The organism is Bradyrhizobium sp. U531 (assembly GCF_051710265.1).
Lineage (GTDB): Bacteria > Pseudomonadota > Alphaproteobacteria > Rhizobiales > Xanthobacteraceae > Bradyrhizobium.
Window position 1 is genome coordinate 526837 of sequence record NZ_JASVEN010000001.1, and the last position, 18315, is coordinate 545151.

The window sequence follows — 18315 nt, forward strand, 5'->3', positions numbered from 1 at the left end:
GGCGCTACCAGTCGTATCGCAGCGACCCCTGCGCGGACACGCCGCGCGCGCCGCCTGCCAGCTCACCGCTGACCCGGGCGCCCAGCGTCACATTGTTGACGAAGCGCAGCTCGGCGCCCGAGGACAGCAGGGCTGAATCCTTCGGTGCGGCTGCGCCGTAGACCGTGAAGGCCGATCCCGGCAACGTCTGGAACACCGCGCTCATGGCCCGCTCGGTGTTGGTGTCGTGCACCCATGCGACCTGCGAACGCATGACCAGCGTCGCAGCGTCACCTGCGGCCACTGTCTTGTCGAACCGGCTTCCGAGTTCGGTCCGAAGCGTGGCGGTGCTCCGCGAATCGTAAGCGAGCGCGAACGTGCCACCTCCCGACGCCGCGCCTTCGCCGTAGGCCGGTGTGGAGAAGTTTTGTGCCTGCAACGCCGCATAGGGGGTGATCCCCATGAAGTGCGTCGCCAGCCGATAGCCGGCCTCGATGCGTCCAGCGAAGGTCTGGCCGTTGAAGCGCGCGTTGAGCTGGTCGAGGCCTGCAAGAGTGACGGTGCGGCTCGTGCTGATGCCGTTCCAGGCATAGGCCAGCGCACCCGACAGATAGGCGGCTCCCGCTTTGTGCGTGCCATAGGCGCCGATCTGAAACACGTCGCTGCGGCCGCTGCCGAGGCCGTTGCTCAAACCCCAGCTCGTGCCGCCGCCTGCCAGGGCGAAACCCAGCACGGTGTCGGCGCTGACCCGGTAATCGGCGCCGGCGACGATCCCATAGGTTCGCGGCGTCACGTCATGCGAGCCGAGCACCACCCCTTCGCCGTTGAGCTTGCCGGTGCTGCCATAGCTTGCGCCCCACACGCCCCAGCGTCGATCGAGCGCGGATATGGGATCGCGTGATGCGCCGGCCGGGGAGGTTGCCGCGTAGGCAGAGGCGAATGCCGGCGGCAGCCGGGGCTGTTCGGCATAGCCGATTGCACCGCCGCCGTTCGCGGCCTGGCCGCCGAAGGCGGCGTGACCGGTATTGGTGAGCAGCGAGACGAAGCCGTTCATCGACTGGAACGCGCTCGTCGCCGCGCCGGTCGTGACTTCGCCGGACAAACTGTCCAGCGCGCCGGCCAGCGCGGAGCCGGTGAGGCCGAAAATCGGTGCGAAGCCGCCGGATGGCACGCCCTTGTTCAGCGCGGCGTCGATGCCGCTCGCCACGTTGCGCTGGTTGATGGTGCCGTTGAGAAGCGCATCGGACAGAGCGGCCTGATCGATCACGATGTAGGCGTCGTTGGCATCGTAGCCGAGATGCGCTTTGATCGAACCGCTCAGGTCCAATGCGCCGAACGTGCCGCTGACGCCGCCTGTCGCCGTCAGGATCACCAGGCTCTGCCCGACCATGAAGCCGCCGCCGAGCTGGACGGCGCGAACGGTGCCGCTGCTCAGCGTCGCGGTGCCGTTGACGACGGTCTTGTCGGCAGTGCCCCCGGCCAGATTGATCTGGTAAATGCCGCCGAGGCCGAGATTTCCGTTCACGGTCACGGTGCCCGTCGGCGCAAAGGTGCCGGTGCTGGTGAACGAGAGGGTGCCGCCGCCGAAGGTCGTGCCGTTGCCGGCGTTGAGGATGCCGGTGTTCGTGAGCGTCGTGATGCCGCTTCCGAACGAATTCGTGCCGGTCGTGCTCCAGGTCCCGTCATTGGTGACGGTGTTGGCGCCGTTGCCGAGCGACATCAGGCCGTAGAGGCTGCCGCTGTTGGCGATGGTGCTCGCACCGCCGTTGGTGACGATGGCAGAGCGTGTTTCGGGCGCGGGAAGCGTGCTTGCGATGACGCCGCCGGCGGCGTTGTCGATCGAGATCGTTCCGCCCGTCGAGGTCGCCAGCACGACGGGGTCAGGACCGGCGCCGAACAGCGAGCCATGATTGGTGATGGTCGTGGCACCGGAGTTGGCGGTGCTTACGATGGCATCGTCGTTCGTCGAGCGCACCACGCCGGAGTTCGCGATTGTGACGCTTCCGTTGCCGCCCGCGATCGCGCGGATCGCGACATTCGTCGCGTAGACATCGGCCGTCGCGACATCGATGTTGCCGCCGCTGGCGTTGACGAAAACGCCGGTGCCGACGATCGGGGTCGCGGCGAGGCCGATCGAGCCGCCGGTCTGGTGAACCGTGACGTTGCCGGTGCTCTGCTGATTGAGATTGAGACCGCCAGATCCGATGTCGGTGGACGAGAGCAGGGTCCCGCCGCTCATGTTGAAGGTAAGGTTGCCCGAGCCGCCGCCATAGAGAGTAACTGCGGAAAGTTTGCCCGACACCGTTCCGCCGGTGACGGTCACAGTCTCGCTGCCGGTTCCGTACGCGTTCGCTGTGATCGCAGTGCCGGCCGTCGAAGTGACGTCGAAGGCGGACGTGATGTTGACCGTTCCGGCACCGTTCTGTTGCGTGTAGATGCCGGACGCTGCGGAACTGATGCTCCCACCCGGTGTGATCGTGATATCGCTGCTGCCGGCGACCACGATGCCCCAGCGTACGTTGCTGATGGCGCCGATGCCGGTGACGAACACGCCGCCGGTGCCCTGGTTCCGGATGGAGATGCCATCATTGTTGCCGGCACCAGAACCAGGCCCGGTGATGGTGCCGGTGCGGTTCACCGTGATCACGCCCGCGTTGGCCCCCTGTTCGATCTGGATGCCGTAACCGCCCGTGTCGGTGTAAGTGATATTGCCGCTGCCACTGATGGTGATGTTGGCGCTGCCGCTGTTGGCGTTGAGCGTGTTGACCGCAACGCCGGTGCGGCCGGAGATGTTGCCGGTGCCGTCGAGCAGGACATTGACGGGGCCGTAGGATTGCAGCAGCGCGCCGACGCCCGCGCCGACCGAGCCGGTATTGGTGATGTTGCCGTTGACGTGCGCGGTGAGATCGCCCGTCGCGGCGGTGCTCTGCGAGAACAGCATCAGCGAGGCGACCGATGTGGTGTCGATCGTGGCACCGGTGGCGCTGTTATAAGTGATCGCCCCGTCGCTGGTGCGCAGGTTGATCCCGCCGAAATTGGCGTTGGTGGTCTGAATGTCGGCGCCATTGTTGTTGAACGTGATTCCGGCGCCGCTCTCCGACGTGTCGATCGTGAGGCCGGAGCCGGTGATCGTGACACCGTTGGCGATGGTGGCCGTCACATCGCCGCCGGTGTTGAACGCCTGCGTGTCGAGGTTTGACGGCGAGGTGCCGGCATTTGTGTTGGTGCCGGAGACGGTCGGGGTGTCTGCGGTGCAGGAGACGGTGTTCGGAGAGGCCGTGACGGCGCAGTCGGCCGCAGCCGGGCTGGCGCTCCAGATCGTCGCCAGTGCCGTCATCGACAACAGCGCCCCTGCGCCGCGCAGGCGCGAACGATGACCCCGGTATTCCAACTGTCGCTTCCCCCCGGCTTCGCCGGACAAATGACGGCTTGCCGTCGGGTCCAGCGCTTGAATCGGAGGCGACAACACAACATCGGCGGAACGGTCGCCATCGTCATTCGACGAACCGGGCCGGATCGCCGATGAACCGGGCTTTCGTCGGGGGACAAAGCGACCGCCCCGCGATATCTTCCGGGTCAAGCTGGGGGTTGATGACCGTGATGCGTGACTTCGTTCGGCCGATCGCGATGAGGGGGCAGGGCTCGTGGCTGCTGGCAATCGTCGGCGTCTGCCTGCTGGCGGCGCTCGGAACGCTGGTGCGCATGGCCCATTTCCAGGACTTCCATCGGGCCTTCCTGATCAGCCTGCTGGTCGACCCCTTGACGCTGCCGATCATCCTGGCGTTCCGGCCGCTGCTCCTGCGCGGATATTCCGCGGCCGGCTCCGACCTCGTCCGGATTATTCTCCTCAACGCGCTGCTGTGCGTCGGCGCTGCGTTCCTGCTGACCTGCTGGGTCAGGCTGGTGACCGCTGTGACCGGCTGGCCCGTGCCGAACTGGGGAACGGTCCAGTCATGGGTGGCGCCCTGGGTCTATTACATCATCGTGTTCGCAGGCTGGCGGTTTGCGCAATTCTGGACCGCCGCCGAGATTGCCGCGGATCGCGAGAAGCAGCGCGCCATGGGAGCAGAATCCGAAGTCCTCAAGGCCGAGCTGCGTCATTTGCGCCATCAGCTCGATCCGCATTTCCTGTTCAATGCGCTGAACGGCATCGCCGTCGAGATCCCGGATCATCCGGACGCGGCCGTGGGCATGGTGCGTGAACTGGCAGCCTATTTGCGCTATTCGCTCGACCAGCGGGATCGAACCGTCACTTCGCTCGCCTCGGTGCTCGACGCAGCCCGTTCCTATCTCGAATTGCAGAAAGCCCGCTTCGGTCCCGAGCTCGACTACAGGCTGGAGTCCAGTGAGCCGGCCCGCCGGCGCATCGTGCCGAGCTTTCTGCTGCAGCCGCTGGTCGAGAATGCCGTCAAGCATGGCCTGAAGGCCGGCCACGCGCATGTCGATATCGCGATCGGGGCGGTGGCCCAGGACTCTGGCGAGGAATTCGGCGAAGAATCCGGGCTGCAGATATCGGTCACCGGCCCCGGGGAGTTGAGGCCCGACTGGGAGAACGCAGGCGACCCCGGCGTTGGCCTGTCGGTCCTGAACCGGCGTCTGCAACTGCACTATCCGGGCCGGCATGAGTTCAGCCTGCGCCAGACCGGCGACAGGGTGACTGCGGGGCTGCTGTTGCGGGGTGAACCGTGCTCCGCGTAGCGATCGTCGACGATGAAGCGCTGGCCCGGCGCGGAATGCAGCGGCTTCTCGGCGCATACCCGCAGCTCGAGGTGGTCGGCGAGGCTGCCTCGCTGAAGACGGCCATGGAGTTGATCCGCGTCGAACGGCCCGACGCGCTGTTCCTGGACATCGAGATGCATGGCGGCAGCGGGTTCGATCTGTTGCGGGATCTTCAGGAGCGCCCCGACGTCGTCTTCGTCACCGCCCACGATCGCTATGCGGTGAAGGCCTACGACTTCGCCGTGCTGGACTATCTCTTGAAGCCGATCGACCCGGAACGACTGGCCGCGGCGGTGACCAAGCTGGAAAAGGCGCAGGCTGCACGACAGGCTCTCCTCAAGATTCAGGCGCCCGCCTTGCGTCTCAGGACCAGCACGCGCACGGTGATCCAGCGTATCGATGCCATCGCCGCCATGCGTGCCGAGGGCGACTACACCCGCGTGTTCGTGGCGAACGGTCCCGCCATCCTGGTCGGACAGTCGCTCGGCAAGTTCGAGGCCCAGGTGCCGACGCCGCCGTTCCTGCGCATCAATCGCTCCTTGATCGTCAACTCGGACAGGATACGCGAGATCGAAACGGTCGATCGCGACACGATGCGGATCAGGCTCGACGATTGCGCCGAGGCGTTCGTGGTTGGACGTGCGACCGCGGCCCGGATCAGGAAGCTCTATCCCGGCATGGCGCGCCGCGCCTCGTCCAATCCTGCGGAGCGCGAGGGGACCTGATCGGGCGGACTGGCGGCAGGCCGAGCCGCGATCGTCGGGAGGGTGCTTGCTCATGGCGGGCAATTGGCTGAAGGTGGCGAAATCCAGCGCCGGCGGCGGCACCAGAAAAGAGCAACGAAAAGGCGGCAGTCATGACATCAGGCAAGACCATCATCACCTGCGCCATCACCGGCAATTTGACGAAGCCCGAGCAGTCGCCGTATCTGCCGATCACGCCCGAGCAGATCGCAACCTCCGCGCTGGAGGCGGCCGAGGCCGGCGCTGCCATCGCCCACATCCACGTGCGCGATCCCGCAACGGGGCGCCCCTCGATGGAGATCGATCTCTATCGCGATGTCGTGGACCGCATCCGCGCCCGCAACAAGAGCCTCGTCATCAACCTCACCACCGGCCCCGGCGGACGCTTCGTGCCCTCGGTCGAGGATCCCCGCGTCGCCGGTCCCGGCACCACGCTGCTGCCGCCGGAAAAGCGCGTCGAGCACATCGAGCTGCTCAAGCCCGACATCTGCACGCTCGACCTCAACACCATGAATTCCGGCGGCGAGGTCGTGATCAACACGCCGCGCAACGTCCGCATCATGGCGGAGCGGATGAAGGCGGCCGGCGTGCTGCCGGAGATCGAGCTGTTCGACAGCGGCGACTGCCATCTGGCGCGCGACCTGTTCGCCGACGGCACGCTGAAGGGGCCGGGCCTGTTCTCGCTCGTGCTCGGGGTGAAGTACGGTTTCTCGGCGACGCCAGAGACCATGTTCTATGCCCGCAGCTTGCTGCCATCGGGCGCGATCTGGTCCGGCTTCGGCATCGGCCGCGCCGAATTCCCGATGGTGGCGCAAGCCTGGCTGCTCGGCGGCCACGTCCGCGTCGGCATGGAGGACAATCTCTATATGTCCAAGGGCGTGCTGGCGAAGACCAATGCCGAGCTGGTCGCCCACGCCGCGGGCATTCTGAAGAGCCTCGGCGCGAGCGTCGCGACCGCGCAAGACGCTCGGGCGATGCTCGGCCTTGCCTGAGGCTTGCGCGCCATCCCCAGATAACTCCGGTCCGTAGTCGCACAGGCTTCCGCTTTGCGCGCGACTCTGATTCGATCTCTCCACTTGAGTTCGGGGAGGGAAGTGCATGTCCTACACCATCGGGTTCCAGGCCAAGAACCAGAAATCGGTTCTGGCCACCGAGGCGGCGACCGCCAACCAGGCCGTCGCCATCGTCGCCGCGCTGCGGCAGAGCGCCGAAGAAATAAAGTTCATCCGCTCCCCGCAGGAAGGCGAGATGGGCATCGAGATGCTGCTGCTGCTCGCCAAGGAAGAGGCCGAGGAGATGCCGCAGCGGGCCTGAGCCCGCGCACGATCACACTTCGAGCTTCAGCGAAACATGCCGGCTGCAGGATGATGTAGTCAGGCCTCAGTTTCGCTTGAACTGAAGGTGGTCGCCCATGAAACGTGAAGCGCTCCGCGTCGAGCCGATCTCGTCCTTCCTCGACCGTGTGAAGGCGCCGACATCGCCGGTGACGCGCGCCGGCAACATGATCTTCGTCGCAGGCTTGCCGCCCTTCGACCCCAAGACGGGCGAGATCGGCGGGATGACCATCGAGCGGCAGAGCGAGATCATCATGGAGCAGATGAAGCTGTGCCTTCAGGCGGCTGGCGCCTCGCTCGACAATGTCATGAAGTGCAACGTCTACTGCACCTCGACCAGGCACTTCGCCGCCTTCAACGCCGTCTATGCCCGCTACTTCCCGGTCGATCCGCCGGCGCGCATCTTCGTCTGCACGCCGGAATGGTTCGGTCCCTTCGACGTCGAGATCGACTGCATCGCGATGGCGTGAAGCCGGAGCTATTGCAGATCGGCAACACTGCGCAGCAAGCCGCCGGGCATCATCCGAGCGAATGACGCGCGCGAGGTGAGTTCTCTTTAGGTCTGTTCCATCGATGGCCGACTCGCGAAGGAGCGCGGGTCGATGGAAGGGGCACAGATGTCTGCTTGGATTTTTTCGAAGAGAGTGCTGGCCGGGGCGATCGCTGCAGCGGGCATCTTCTGCGTCGGCCTTGCCGGTGCGAATGCTGCCGATGTCGGGCCGCGCTATGCGAAGGCGGCAGCGGCGGGCGCGGCCTGGGACTGGTCGGGATTTTATCTTGGCGCGGATGTCGGCGGCGCCAGCCAGACCACGTCGTCGGGGCGCTCGGAATTCTTCGAGAACGAACCGGACAGTCCCACGACTCAATCGCAGGCGCCGTCATCCTCATCCGCCATCGGCGGGGTTCACCTCGGCTATAATTGGCAGGTCTCGCGGCTGGTCTTCGGCGTCGAAGGCGACTGGCAATGGACCAAGTCCAGCTACTCGTTCTGCCGCGAGACCGATACATTCGGTGTTCCATGCCGCGACAACGGCTTCGGGTTCGTCACGGTCCAGAGCGAGACGCAGGGCATTGGAACGTTGCGGGGACGTCTCGGCTACGCCTTCGACCGTGTTCTGCTCTACGGCACCGGCGGTCTCGCTTTGGCCGACCTGCGCAGTACCATCACGGTCGATTGCCGGGTCAACGGATGCGGACATGACGGGACCAAGAATCTGAGCGCGCAGAATTTCTCGAGCCTGAGCACCGGGTGGGTCGCAGGTGTCGGCGCAGAGGTAATGCTGTCTCCGAACTTGATCGTGCGGTCCGAATATCTGCACGTCGATGTCGGATCGGTGTCCGACAAGCTCAATCTCGCTCTGGTGAATTGTTCCAGCGGAGGGCCCTGTGGCGCCTCGTGGTCGCGCAATCAGCGCTACGACATCGGCCGGATCGGATTCAGCTACAAGTTCGGTGGCGCTGCCCGGGTGAATTGATCCCGCGAGTCTATTGCGATGCGCGAGACCCGGCCTGTTGTGGCCGGGTTTTCGCGTTGGCTTGCTACGCGTCAGCGCACCGCCACCCTTGACGGCGCCTTCGCCTCGGCCTTGCCCGCCGTCAGCGCCATCGTCGCCACGCTGACCACGCGGGCGACGACGTCCTCGACGTCGTCGAGGTCGCATTTGCCTTCCGACAGTTTCGTCAGCCGCTCGCTCTCGCGGATGGTGTGGTGCGCCATCGCGAGCGCGAAATTCAGGCCCCAATAGATATCGACGTCGCTGCGCTCGGGCAGGGCGCGGCGCATCGCGCCTGCGAATTTCCGCAAATGGTCGATCTCGCGGTTCTTGATGCGGCGGATCGGCGGCACGGATTCGATCGAGGCGCGGATCATGAAGCGCGCCGCGGTGGAGCGCTGGTTCTCGGGGCCGAGGCAGCCGCGCAAGGTCGGCCCGACCAGCGCGTGCAGGATCACCTCGATCGGCGCGCGGCCGCCGCCGTGTTCTTCCGCCGCCTTCAATTCGCGCAGGCGCTCGCGGTTGGTCGCGATCGAGCGCGTGACGAATAATTCCGCGATCAGCTCATCCTTCGAGCCGAAATGATAATTCACCGCCGCGAGGTTGACATTGGCCTCCGCGACGATGTCGCGCAGCGTCACGTCGCCGAAGCCGCGGTCGGCATAAAGCCGTTCGGCGGCGGCGAGAATGGCAGACCTCGTATGATCGCTGGCCATGGCTCTTATCCCGTCATTCCGGGGCGCGCGAAGCGCGAACCCGGAATCTCGCACCACATTCCGGGATTCCGGGTTCGGCCCTGCGGGCCGCCCCGGAATGACGTCGTGTGAGCGAGGGAGTTGCAATTCAAACACTTGTATGAAACTATCGTTTGAAGGCCGGAGAATGTCAATCGCAATCGAGACTCGTTCGCAACTTGCGGGCGGCGCAATGCGGAAGGACAGTCGGCGCAAAACGAGATCGCAAAAGAGAGAGACGAGGAGCGTCCCATGGACTTCGATATGTCGCCCAAGCAGAAGGAATGGCTTGATCGCGTGCGGTCCTTCATGGCCAAGCACGTGCGTCCGGCGGTGCCGGTCTACGACCAGCAGGACCACAGCGGCGAACGCTGGAAGGTGATCCCGGTGCTCGAGGACCTCAAGAAGAAGGCGAAGGCCGAAGGCCTCTGGAACATGTTCATGCCGCCGAACGAGCATGAGGACGACGAATTCCGCGGTGCGGGATTGACCAATCTCGAATACGCGATGCTGTCGGAAGAGATGGGCCGCATCACCTGGGCCTCGGAAGTGTTCAACTGTTCCGCGCCCGACACCGGCAACATGGAAGTGTTCATCCGCTACGGCTCCAAGGAGCAGAAGCGCAAATGGCTGCGTCCGCTGATGGACGGCGAGATCCGCTCCGCCTTCCTGATGACGGAACCGGCGGTGGCTTCGTCCGACGCGACCAACATCGAGACTCGCATCGAGAAGGACGGCGATCATTACGTCATCAACGGCCGCAAATGGTGGTCGTCGGGCGTCGGCGATCCCCGCTGCAAGATCGCGATCCTGATGGGCAAGACCGATTTCAACGCGGCCAAGCACCAGCAGCAGTCGCAGATCCTGGTTCCGCTCGACACCCCCGGCATCAAGGTCGAGAAGATGCTGCCGGTGTTCGGCTTCGACGACGCGCCGCACGGCCACGCCCAGGTGCTGCTCGACAACGTCCGCGTGCCGAAGGAGAACATCCTGCTCGGCGAGGGCCGCGGCTTCGAGATCGCGCAGGGCCGTCTCGGTCCAGGCCGCATCCATCATTGCATGCGCACCATCGGCAAGGCCGAGGAGGCGCTCGAGAAGATGGTGAAGCGGCTGTCCTCGCGCACCGCCTTCGGCAAGAAGATCGTCGAGCACTCGGTGTGGGAGCAGCGCATCGGCGATGCCCGCACCAACATCGAGATGACGCGCCTTCTCTGCCTCAAGGCAGCCGACATGATGGACAAGGTCGGCAACAAGACCGCGCAGGCCGAAATCGCCATGATCAAGGTCGCGGCGCCCAACATGGCGCTGAAGATCATCGACGAGGCGATCCAGGCGTTCGGCGGCGCCGGCGTGTCGGACGAGGCGGGCCTTGCCAAGGACTACGCCCACATCCGCACGCTCCGTCTCGCCGACGGTCCGGACGAGGTGCACAATCGCGCCATTGCACGGCTCGAAGTTCGGAAGTATGCCAACTCGCCCAAGCATTAAGAGCGAGCACCAGCCGGGAATGCCCTGCGGCATTCCCGGCTGGAAGAAACGACAAGGCATGGTCCCATTCGGAATGACCGCTTGACGCAAGTGCGTCAGCGGTTACCGATTAGGATCATGCTTGGCCTGAAAAGGTCAGAACTGAAGAGGGAGCGTCACCGTGGCTGACGGCGTCAGGAAAGACGAAGAGTTCTCGGGCACCAAGCCGGTCGAGGAGCGTCATCGTATCGACGAGATGCGGCTCGAAGCTTGGATGCGCGACAACGTCGAAGGCTATGAGGGCCCGCTGGTGGTCCTGCAGTTCAAGGGCGGCCAGTCCAATCCGACCTACCGGCTGGACACGCCGAAGCGTTCCTACGTGATGCGCAGGAAGCCGTTCGGCAAACTGTTGCCGTCGGCGCACGCGGTCGATCGCGAATATCGCGTGATCGCGGCCCTCGGAAAGCAGGGTTTTCCGGTCGCGCATGCCTATGCGCTCTGCCAGGACGACGGCGTCATTGGCTCGGCTTTCTACATCATGTCGATGGAAGAGGGCCGGGTGTTCTGGGATCCGACGCTGCCGAGCCAGACGCCGGACGATCGCCGCAAGATCTTCACCAGCAAGATCGAGACGCTGGCCAAGCTCCATATGTACGATCCCACGGCGATCGGCCTTGGCGATTTCGGCAAGCCCGGCAATTATTTTGCGCGTCAGATCGACCGCTGGACCAAGCAGTATCGCGCCTCCGAGACGCAGCACATTCCGGAGTTCGAGAAGGTCGCCGAATGGCTGCCGCGCACGGTGCCCGAGCAGGCCCGCGTCTCCGTGGTCCATGGCGACTATCGCCTCGACAACATGATTTTCCATCCGACGGAACCGCGCGTGCTGGCCGTGCTGGACTGGGAGCTGTCGACGCTCGGCGATCCCATGGCCGACTTCACCTATCTGTTGATGCAGTGGGTCATGCCGGGCCTCGACGGCGCCGACCTCAAGGCGCTCAACATCCCGAGCGTTGAAGAGGCCGCGCAGATCTATTGCAACGTCACCAAGATGACGGTGCCCGATCTCAACTGGTACTTCGCCTACAACCTGTTCCGCCTCGCCGGCATCACCCAGGGCATCGCCGGCCGCGTCCGCGACGGCACCGCGGCGAATGCAAAGGCACTGGAATCCGCCAAGCGCACCGTGCCGCTGTCGAAGGCGTCATGGGAGTACGCGCAGAAGGCCGGCGCGGTGTAGAAAATGACGAAGGCGCGGCTGGTGGCCGCGCTTTTGGTTTGGTGATGGGTTTGCGCTCTTGCCCAGCTCTCGTGTCCCGGACGCGGCGCAGCACGTAGTGCTGCTCCGCAGAGCCGGGACCCAGCAATCTCCATCTACCCCTTCGCGCAATGCGCGATCAGCCTCTCCACGAAGCCTGCGCACTTCTCCAGCTCCGCCATCTCCACGAACTCATCCGGCGTATGCGCCTGCGCGATCGAGCCTGGGCCGATCACCACCGAGGGCACGTCGGCGATGGCGGCAAACAAGCTCGCCTCCGTGCCGAACGCAACCTTGGCGTGGTCGTTGCGCCCGGCGAGGCTCTTGGCGAGCGTGACGATTGCGGCATCAGCGGCGGTGTCGAGGGCGGGATAATCCAAAATTTCCTCGAAATCGATGCCGCAGTCCGGATGCCGCGCCTTCATCGCCGGCTCGAGCTCGGCCTTGGCCCAGGCGACGATCGCATCCGTCACCTCGCGCGACTCGGTGATGCCGATGCCGCGGCATTCGAAATCCACCGTGCAGGTATCGGGCACGATGTTCAGTGCGGCGCCGCCATGCACGATGCTGGTGAGCAGGGTCGAATGCGGGACGTCGTAAAGGCTGTCCGTCGCGCGCGCGGCGGCGAGCGCCACGGCGCGGCGGCGGATCTCGACGATCAGCTCGGCCGCATATTCGATCGCGTTGACGCCCTCGGGCGCGATCGAGGAATGGCGCGCGAGCCCGTGGAAGGTGGCGCGCACGCCGTGCTTGCCCTTGTGGCCGATGATGACCTTCATCTCGGTCGGCTCGCCGATGAAGGCGCCGAGCGGCCTGATCTTCTTTTTGGCGACCTCGCGCAGCATCGGCCTCACGCCGACGCAGCCGATCTCCTCGTCGTAGGAGATCGCCAGGTGAATCGGCGTTGCGAGCTTCGCCGCGAGCATCTCCGGCACCATGGCGAGGCACACCGCGACAAATCCCTTCATGTCGGTGGTGCCGCGGCCGTAGAGCTTGCCGTCCCGTTCGACCAGCTTGAACGGATCATGGCTCCAGTCCTGGCCCACGACCGGCACGACGTCGGTATGGCCGGACAGCACCAGGCCCGGCCGGTCCTGCGGCCCGATCGTGACCCAGAGCGAGGCCTTCTGGCCGGTCTCGTCGGTGATGCGCTCGAAGCCGACGCCGAGTGCGGCGAGGTAGCTTTCGATATGGGCGATCAGCGGCAGGTTGGTGCGGTCGCTGACGGTGTCGAAGCCAACGAGGTCGGTGAGGAGTTTTCGAATACGGTCGGGTCTTGAACTTGGCATGTCACGTTCTTGTCAGGGGGTAGGGAAGCGGAAGTGCCTGCAGGAACCATACCAACGCCTTGGCCGGATGGGCAAATCAACTGACGCTTCCCCGTAGCCCGGGTGAGCGAAGCGATACCCGGGGTCGCTCGTTACCTGGAATCCCGGATGTCGCTTCGCTCATCCGGGCTACAAGATATCGCGTTGCCCGACGGGCAAAACACCCGAGATGCCGGTCAATGCAGGCGATCAAAAATATTCCGCTTTACCGAAATTCGGGAATGGCGTATCTGTCGCGGCATCCCGGCCCAAGGACAAGGGGCGTATCGCGATCGTCACGAACGCGGGCCGGGTGGCGGTGGACGTGGGTCACATCGGCGCGACGGGCTTTGCAGGGCGGGAAACCGTGAACGAAGCCATCGCGCACACGACCGGTGTGATCGGCGTACGGCAAAATCGTGTGGTCCTGACGCCCGCGGTCTGGCGTCAAGTCTTGCGGTGATGTGGACGGTCCAACCGGGCCCACGCATCGGTGATCCGCAAGGCGACGGGGCAATAGTGCAACGCTCCCGGGGAGAGCACGACATAAGCCGTCAAACCACTGCGCAGGGAAGGCCGGGATGTCTCCGGTTGCCCTGTTTACCGCTATGCAGCAGCACACGCAGTCTGCCCTTGGCATGGCGGTCCACGGGAGCCAACCGGCTCCCGGTCTTCCCTGCGCCCTCGTTCACGAGAGGGCGAGACGATCAAGCAAAACTCGGGCGAAATGAGCCGCGAGGACGCGCAACTGTGTCTGCAGAGGAAGGTGCGCATTGAAGGAGCGATGCCATCACCACGTCATTGCGAGCGCAGCGAAGCAATCCAGAGTCCTTCCGCGGTGGCAGTCTGGATTGCTTCGCTGCGCTCGCAATGACGGTGTTGAGACAGTGCGTGTTCAAACGATGGTCCCGTGCCCCGGACGCAGCGCAGCGTCACTTCGACGATGCGCTGCAGAGCCGGGGCCCATGCATCAGCGAGTGCGCGGCCTGCTGGGTCCCGGCTCTGCGGAGCGTCACTGCGTGCCGCACCGCGTCCGGGACACGAGAGAGATGTCCGCTGCTCCTACGCCTTCCGTCATTGCGAGGAGCGCTTGCGACGAAGCAATCCAGACTGCCTCCGCGGAAGGATTCCTGGATTGCTTCGCTGCGCTCGCAATGACGGTGTTGAGACAGTGCGTGTTCAAACGATGGTCTCGTGCCCCGGACGCAGCGCAGCGCTTCTTAGCGGTGCGCTGCAGAGCCGGGGCCCATGTTGTAGCGAATGCCGTGGCCTGCTGGGTCCCGGCTCTGCGCAGCAGCGTCAGAACGCTGCAGCGCGTCCGGGACACGAGACCGGTGCTAGACCGGCTTGCCCGCGTACGGCATCGACGCCGTCAGGCCGCCGTCCACGGGGAAGGCTTGGCCGTTGACATAGGAAGCCTCGTCGCTGGCGAGGAACAGGCCCATCGCCGCGAGCTCGTGCGGCTGGCCGGGGCGCTGAAGCGGGTTGAGTTGGCCGATCTTGCCCTGCGTGCCGCGCTCCTTGGCGCGGTCGAAGATCGGCTTGGTCATGCCGGTCTCGATCAGGCCGGGGCACACCGCGTTGATGCGCACGCCGGTGCCGGTGAGCGAATAGGCGGTGGTCTGCACCAGGCTGATGACGCCGGCCTTGCTCGCGGCATAAGGATGTCCGCTGGCGCCGGCCTTGAGGCCCGCCACCGACGCGGTCAGCACGATCGCGCCGGATTGCTGCTTGACCATGTGCGGCATCGCATACTTCACCGCGAGGAACGGGCCGATCAGGTTGATGCGCAAGATCTCCTGCCAGTGCTCGACGGTCTGCTCGGCGAGCGGCACGAGCCCGCCGGAGATTCCGGCATTGGCCCAGATCACGTCGAGCCGGCCATGCGTCTTCACCGCCTTGTCGATCACGGCGCTGACGTCCTTTTCGGAGCCCGCATCCGCAATCATGGCCTCGGCGATACCACCGGCCTTCTTGATCTCGTCGACCGTCTCTTTCACCGCCTCGGTGCGATCGACCGCGATCAGCCTGGCGCCCTCTCTGGTGAACAGCAGCGCAGCCGCGCGGCCGATGCCGCTGCCGGCGCCGGTGATGATGACGGATTTGCCTTGCAGGCGGCCCATGCGTTTCTCCCTTGTGGTGGCTACGCGACGCTTGCCGCGCGACGGAATTTCAAACAAGATTTCAAACGGTAAAGTGTCTTGAGACACGTTGCCACCTCACGTACAGCGACATCAGACGGGATGGAAGGGTTTCGATGGCAGGCGCAGACAAGCCGAATGTGGTCACGACGCGGTGGTGGTGGGTTCGTCACGCGCCGGTACGCAATGACGGCGGCAATATCTACGGGCAGAGCGATCTGCCCTGCGACACCAGCGATACCTATGTTTTCAACGCTGTTGCCAAGGTGCTGCCACGCAAGGCGGTCTGGTATTCGAGCAATCTGATGCGCACGCACCAGACGGCCGATGCGATCTGGGCGGCCGGGTACCCGAAGCCTGCGTCGATGCCATGGGAGCCGGATCTCGCCGAGCAGAATCTCGGCCGTTGGCAGGGCATGAACCGCGCGCAGTTCATCGCCAGCCGTCCCGTCGGTTCGAGCTGGTTCGCCGACATCAACGAGCCCGCGCCCGGCGGCGAAAGTTTCATGGATCTCTACAACCGCACCCGCCGCACCATCGAGCGCATCAACGGCGAGGCCGGCGGGCAGGACATCATCGCGGTCGCGCATGGCGGCACCATCAAGGCGGCGATCGGGCTTGCGCTGGACGGCCAGATCGAGCGCGCATTGTCGTTCGACATCGACAATTGCTCGATCACGCGGCTGGATTATTTCGCGAGCCCCGAACGCTCGGTCTGGCGGTTGCCGATGGTGAACCAGCAGCCGTGGATCGCCGATGACGCGCACGCGGCGATGCATCAGCTGGCCGGACCGGAAGTCAAGAAGCTGGCGTAAGTTAGACTGTCATTCCGGGGCGATGCGAAGCATCGAACCCGGAATCTCGAGATTCCGGGTTCGGTCCTGCGGACCGCCCCGGAGTGACATCGAATACGAAGATCAATAGGGGAGAGAAACATGACCTTGTTCGACATGAAGGGCAAAGTTGCCGTCATCACCGGCTCGACGCGCGGCATCGGGCTTGCGATCGCCGAGCGCATGGCCGAGCACGGCGCCAAGGTCGTGATCTCCTCGCGCAAGGCCGACGTCTGCGAGCAGGTGGCGAAGGGCATCAACGACAAGTTCGGCAAGGGCACGGCGGTCGCGATCGCCGCGAACATCTCCTCGAAGGAGAATCTGCAGAACCTCGTCGACGAGAGCAACCGCGCCTTCGGCAAGATCGACGTGCTGGTCTGCAACGCCGCCTCGAACCCGTATTACGGTCCGCTCGCCGGCATCTCCGACGATCAGTTCAGGAAGATCCTGGACAACAACATCGTCGCCAACAACTGGCTGATCTCGATGGTGGTGCCGCAGATGATCGAGCGCAAGGACGGCTCGGTCATCATCGTCTCCTCGATCGGCGGCCTCAAGGGCTCGACCATCCTCGGCGCTTACGCGATCTCGAAAGCCGCCGACATGCAGCTCGCGCGCAACCTCGCTTGCGAATACGGCAAGCACAACATCCGCGTGAACTGCATCGCGCCCGGCCTGATCAAGACCGATTTCGCCAAGGCGCTGTGGGACAATCCGGAGAACCTGAAAGCCTCGACCGCGCGCTCGCCGCTGCTGCGCATCGGCATCCCCGACGAGATCGCGGGCGCAGCGGTGTTCCTGGGCTCGGCGGCCGGCGACTTCATGACCGGCCAGACCATGGTGATCGACGGCGGCGCGACGATCAGCTGATCTCGCGTGTCCCGGACGCGGCGCAGCACGAAGTGCTGCTCCGCAGAGCCGGGACCCAGAACGCCAAGAGTGAGATCGTGGAGACATGGGCCCCGGCTCTGCGCAGCAACGCTAAGGGCGTTGCAGCGCGTCCGGGGCACGAGAGCGCCGCCTCACTCCACCGCCGCGTAAACCAGATCCCGCACCAGCGTGCGCGTGTAGTCGCGCTGTCCGGGGCCCTGGCTCATGAACACCACGAACAAATCCTCCTTCGGATCGATCCAGAAGAACGTGCCGGCAATGCCGCTCCAGAAATAGTTGCCGACGCTGCCCGGGAACGGCGCGATACCGGCCTCGCGGCGGACGGCGAAGCCGAGACCGAAGCCGTGTCCAGGCGACAGCAGGGTGCCGTTGGTCTGGACCTGCGGCCCGAGATGATCTGATGCCATCAGCTCCAGCGTCTTGCGGCCGATGATCCTGTTGCCGTCGAGCGTGCCGCAATTGCGCAGCATCAGGCAGAAGCGGGCGTAATCCATGGTGGTCGAGACCAGGCCGCCGCCGCCGGACTCCATCACCGGCTGCTCCAGCATATTGAAGAGCGCGACCTTGTCGCCGGTCCAGGGATCGGCCGCGAACGGCTCGGCGAGCCTGCCCGCATTGGCCTCTGACGTCGAGAAGCCGGTCTCGCTCATCTGCAGCGGCGCGAGCACGCGCTCGGTGAGGAAGGCGCCGAGCGACTTGCCGCTGGCGATCTCGATGATGCGGCCGAGGATGTCGGTGGAGCGGCTGTAGTTGAACTCCGCGCCGGGCTGGCAGACCAGCGGGAAGCTCGCCACCAATGCGGCATGCTCGGCGTTGGTGATCTTGCGGCTGCGGACGCGGGAGTCCTGATAGAGCTTGTGCACGGGGCCGTCGCCCTGGTGCTCGTAGGTGAGACCCGAGGTGTGGCGCAGCAGATCCTGCACGGTCATCGGCCGTGTCGGCGGCACCAGCTCCAGCTTGCCGCCCTTGACGATGCCGACCTGCTGGCTCGCGAACTCCGGGATGAATTTTGCGACCGGGTCGCTGAGCAGGAGGTGGCCGTCTTCGACCAGCGCCATGATGGCGACCGAGACGATCGGCTTGGTCATCGAGAAGATCCGGAAGATCGAATCCTGCGCCATCGGCGCGGTCGCCGCCGGGCTCTGCCGGCCGAGCGCCTCGAACCAGCCGACCTGGCCGCGCCGCGCGACCAGGACCGTAACCCCGGGGACGGTTCCCTTGTCGATCTCGCGCTTGAAGGCGTCCGACATGGCCTGCAGGCGCGGCCGAGACAGTCCGAGCGTCTCGGGGCGGCCTTCCGGCAGAGGCGGGGTCAGCGGCGTCGCGGCGGCTTTGGTGGCGGCTTGGGCGTTCATGGGGGCTCCCGGGCTCTTGTTCTTGGTTGACCGGGAAAGTGTCGCTCAGAAGCCCCGCAAA

Annotated in this window: 16 protein-coding genes; 11 read left to right on the forward strand and 5 right to left on the reverse strand. The window is 65.1% G+C overall.

The window, feature by feature from the left end:
* Window positions 1-4 precede the first annotated feature (4 nt).
* Window positions 5-3370, reverse strand: coding sequence for an autotransporter domain-containing protein (locus QRQ56_RS02635; RefSeq protein ID WP_438737472.1), 3366 nt, complete (start codon window positions 3368-3370; stop codon window positions 5-7).
* 209 nt (window positions 3371-3579) lie between these two features.
* On the opposite strand from QRQ56_RS02635, the gene QRQ56_RS02640 reads away from it, so the two are divergent.
* The 6 genes from QRQ56_RS02640 to QRQ56_RS02665 all read left to right on the forward strand — a co-directional run bounded on the left by QRQ56_RS02640 (window position 3580) and on the right by QRQ56_RS02665 (window position 8250).
* A complete protein-coding gene (locus tag QRQ56_RS02640; RefSeq protein WP_438737474.1) occupies window positions 3580-4677 on the forward strand; it encodes a sensor histidine kinase in 1098 nt (365 codons plus the stop codon).
* Complete coding sequence (locus QRQ56_RS02645) at window positions 4665-5423, forward strand: LytR/AlgR family response regulator transcription factor (protein ID WP_438737475.1); 759 nt, start codon at window positions 4665-4667, stop codon at window positions 5421-5423. The genes QRQ56_RS02640 and QRQ56_RS02645 overlap by 13 nt, the downstream gene beginning before the upstream one ends.
* Window positions 5424-5554: 131 nt before the next feature.
* Complete coding sequence (locus QRQ56_RS02650) at window positions 5555-6433, forward strand: 3-keto-5-aminohexanoate cleavage protein (RefSeq protein WP_438737476.1); 879 nt, start codon at window positions 5555-5557, stop codon at window positions 6431-6433.
* Between the two features lie 106 nt (window positions 6434-6539).
* Window positions 6540-6755: a hypothetical protein gene (locus tag QRQ56_RS02655; protein ID WP_438737478.1), complete on the forward strand. Its 216-nt coding sequence runs from the start codon at window positions 6540-6542 to the stop codon at window positions 6753-6755.
* A gap of 97 nt (window positions 6756-6852) precedes the next feature.
* On the forward strand, window positions 6853-7245 hold the full coding sequence (locus QRQ56_RS02660) for a RidA family protein (protein ID WP_438737479.1): 393 nt from the start codon (window positions 6853-6855) through the stop codon (window positions 7243-7245).
* 147 nt (window positions 7246-7392) lie between these two features.
* Window positions 7393-8250, forward strand: coding sequence for an outer membrane protein (locus QRQ56_RS02665; protein WP_438737480.1), 858 nt, complete (start codon window positions 7393-7395; stop codon window positions 8248-8250).
* 71 nt (window positions 8251-8321) lie between these two features.
* Here QRQ56_RS02665 and QRQ56_RS02670 read toward each other — a convergent pair whose 3' ends face one another.
* Window positions 8322-8984, reverse strand: a complete 663-nt coding sequence (locus tag QRQ56_RS02670; protein ID WP_438737481.1) for a TetR/AcrR family transcriptional regulator — start codon at window positions 8982-8984, stop codon at window positions 8322-8324.
* 270 nt (window positions 8985-9254) lie between these two features.
* On the opposite strand from QRQ56_RS02670, the gene QRQ56_RS02675 reads away from it, so the two are divergent.
* Window positions 9255-10490: an acyl-CoA dehydrogenase family protein gene (locus tag QRQ56_RS02675; protein WP_438737484.1), complete on the forward strand. Its 1236-nt coding sequence runs from the start codon at window positions 9255-9257 to the stop codon at window positions 10488-10490.
* 160 nt (window positions 10491-10650) lie between these two features.
* On the forward strand, window positions 10651-11709 hold the full coding sequence (locus QRQ56_RS02680; RefSeq protein ID WP_438737485.1) for a phosphotransferase family protein: 1059 nt from the start codon (window positions 10651-10653) through the stop codon (window positions 11707-11709).
* A gap of 134 nt (window positions 11710-11843) precedes the next feature.
* On the opposite strand, the gene argE is transcribed toward QRQ56_RS02680, so the two are convergent.
* Window positions 11844-13016, reverse strand: a complete 1173-nt coding sequence (argE, locus tag QRQ56_RS02685; RefSeq protein WP_438737486.1) for an acetylornithine deacetylase — start codon at window positions 13014-13016, stop codon at window positions 11844-11846.
* 208 nt (window positions 13017-13224) lie between these two features.
* Here argE and QRQ56_RS02690 point away from each other — a divergent pair, with 208 nt between their 5' ends.
* Window positions 13225-13497: a hypothetical protein gene (locus QRQ56_RS02690; RefSeq protein ID WP_438737488.1), complete on the forward strand. Its 273-nt coding sequence runs from the start codon at window positions 13225-13227 to the stop codon at window positions 13495-13497.
* A gap of 874 nt (window positions 13498-14371) precedes the next feature.
* On the opposite strand, the gene QRQ56_RS02695 is transcribed toward QRQ56_RS02690, so the two are convergent.
* Complete coding sequence (locus QRQ56_RS02695) at window positions 14372-15157, reverse strand: SDR family NAD(P)-dependent oxidoreductase (RefSeq protein ID WP_438737490.1); 786 nt, start codon at window positions 15155-15157, stop codon at window positions 14372-14374.
* Between the two features lie 134 nt (window positions 15158-15291).
* On the opposite strand from QRQ56_RS02695, the gene QRQ56_RS02700 reads away from it, so the two are divergent.
* Together QRQ56_RS02700 and QRQ56_RS02705 are read left to right on the forward strand one after the other, a co-directional pair.
* Window positions 15292-15990, forward strand: coding sequence for a histidine phosphatase family protein (locus QRQ56_RS02700; RefSeq protein WP_438737492.1), 699 nt, complete (start codon window positions 15292-15294; stop codon window positions 15988-15990).
* A gap of 120 nt (window positions 15991-16110) precedes the next feature.
* The gene (locus QRQ56_RS02705; RefSeq protein ID WP_438737493.1) at window positions 16111-16878 is read left to right on the forward strand and encodes an SDR family NAD(P)-dependent oxidoreductase; all 768 of its coding nucleotides are present in this window, start codon (window positions 16111-16113) and stop codon (window positions 16876-16878) included.
* A gap of 152 nt (window positions 16879-17030) precedes the next feature.
* Here QRQ56_RS02705 and QRQ56_RS02710 read toward each other — a convergent pair whose 3' ends face one another.
* Window positions 17031-18254, reverse strand: a complete 1224-nt coding sequence (locus tag QRQ56_RS02710; RefSeq protein ID WP_438737494.1) for a serine hydrolase domain-containing protein — start codon at window positions 18252-18254, stop codon at window positions 17031-17033.
* Window positions 18255-18315: the final 61 nt, after the last annotated feature.

Coding starts and splice junctions, on each gene's coding strand:
- QRQ56_RS02640 (WP_438737474.1), top strand. CDS start 3,580: ATGCGTGACTTCGTTCGGCCGATCGCGATGAGGGGGCAGGGCTCGTGG.
- QRQ56_RS02710 (WP_438737494.1), bottom strand. CDS start 18,254: ATGAACGCCCAAGCCGCCACCAAAGCCGCCGCGACGCCGCTGACCCCG.
- argE (WP_438737486.1), bottom strand. CDS start 13,016: ATGCCAAGTTCAAGACCCGACCGTATTCGAAAACTCCTCACCGACCTC.
- QRQ56_RS02660 (WP_438737479.1), top strand. CDS start 6,853: ATGAAACGTGAAGCGCTCCGCGTCGAGCCGATCTCGTCCTTCCTCGAC.
- QRQ56_RS02665 (WP_438737480.1), top strand. CDS start 7,393: ATGTCTGCTTGGATTTTTTCGAAGAGAGTGCTGGCCGGGGCGATCGCT.
- QRQ56_RS02690 (WP_438737488.1), top strand. CDS start 13,225: ATGCCGGTCAATGCAGGCGATCAAAAATATTCCGCTTTACCGAAATTC.
- QRQ56_RS02700 (WP_438737492.1), top strand. CDS start 15,292: ATGGCAGGCGCAGACAAGCCGAATGTGGTCACGACGCGGTGGTGGTGG.
- QRQ56_RS02650 (WP_438737476.1), top strand. CDS start 5,555: ATGACATCAGGCAAGACCATCATCACCTGCGCCATCACCGGCAATTTG.
- QRQ56_RS02695 (WP_438737490.1), bottom strand. CDS start 15,157: ATGGGCCGCCTGCAAGGCAAATCCGTCATCATCACCGGCGCCGGCAGC.
- QRQ56_RS02705 (WP_438737493.1), top strand. CDS start 16,111: ATGACCTTGTTCGACATGAAGGGCAAAGTTGCCGTCATCACCGGCTCG.
- QRQ56_RS02655 (WP_438737478.1), top strand. CDS start 6,540: ATGTCCTACACCATCGGGTTCCAGGCCAAGAACCAGAAATCGGTTCTG.
- QRQ56_RS02675 (WP_438737484.1), top strand. CDS start 9,255: ATGGACTTCGATATGTCGCCCAAGCAGAAGGAATGGCTTGATCGCGTG.
- QRQ56_RS02670 (WP_438737481.1), bottom strand. CDS start 8,984: ATGGCCAGCGATCATACGAGGTCTGCCATTCTCGCCGCCGCCGAACGG.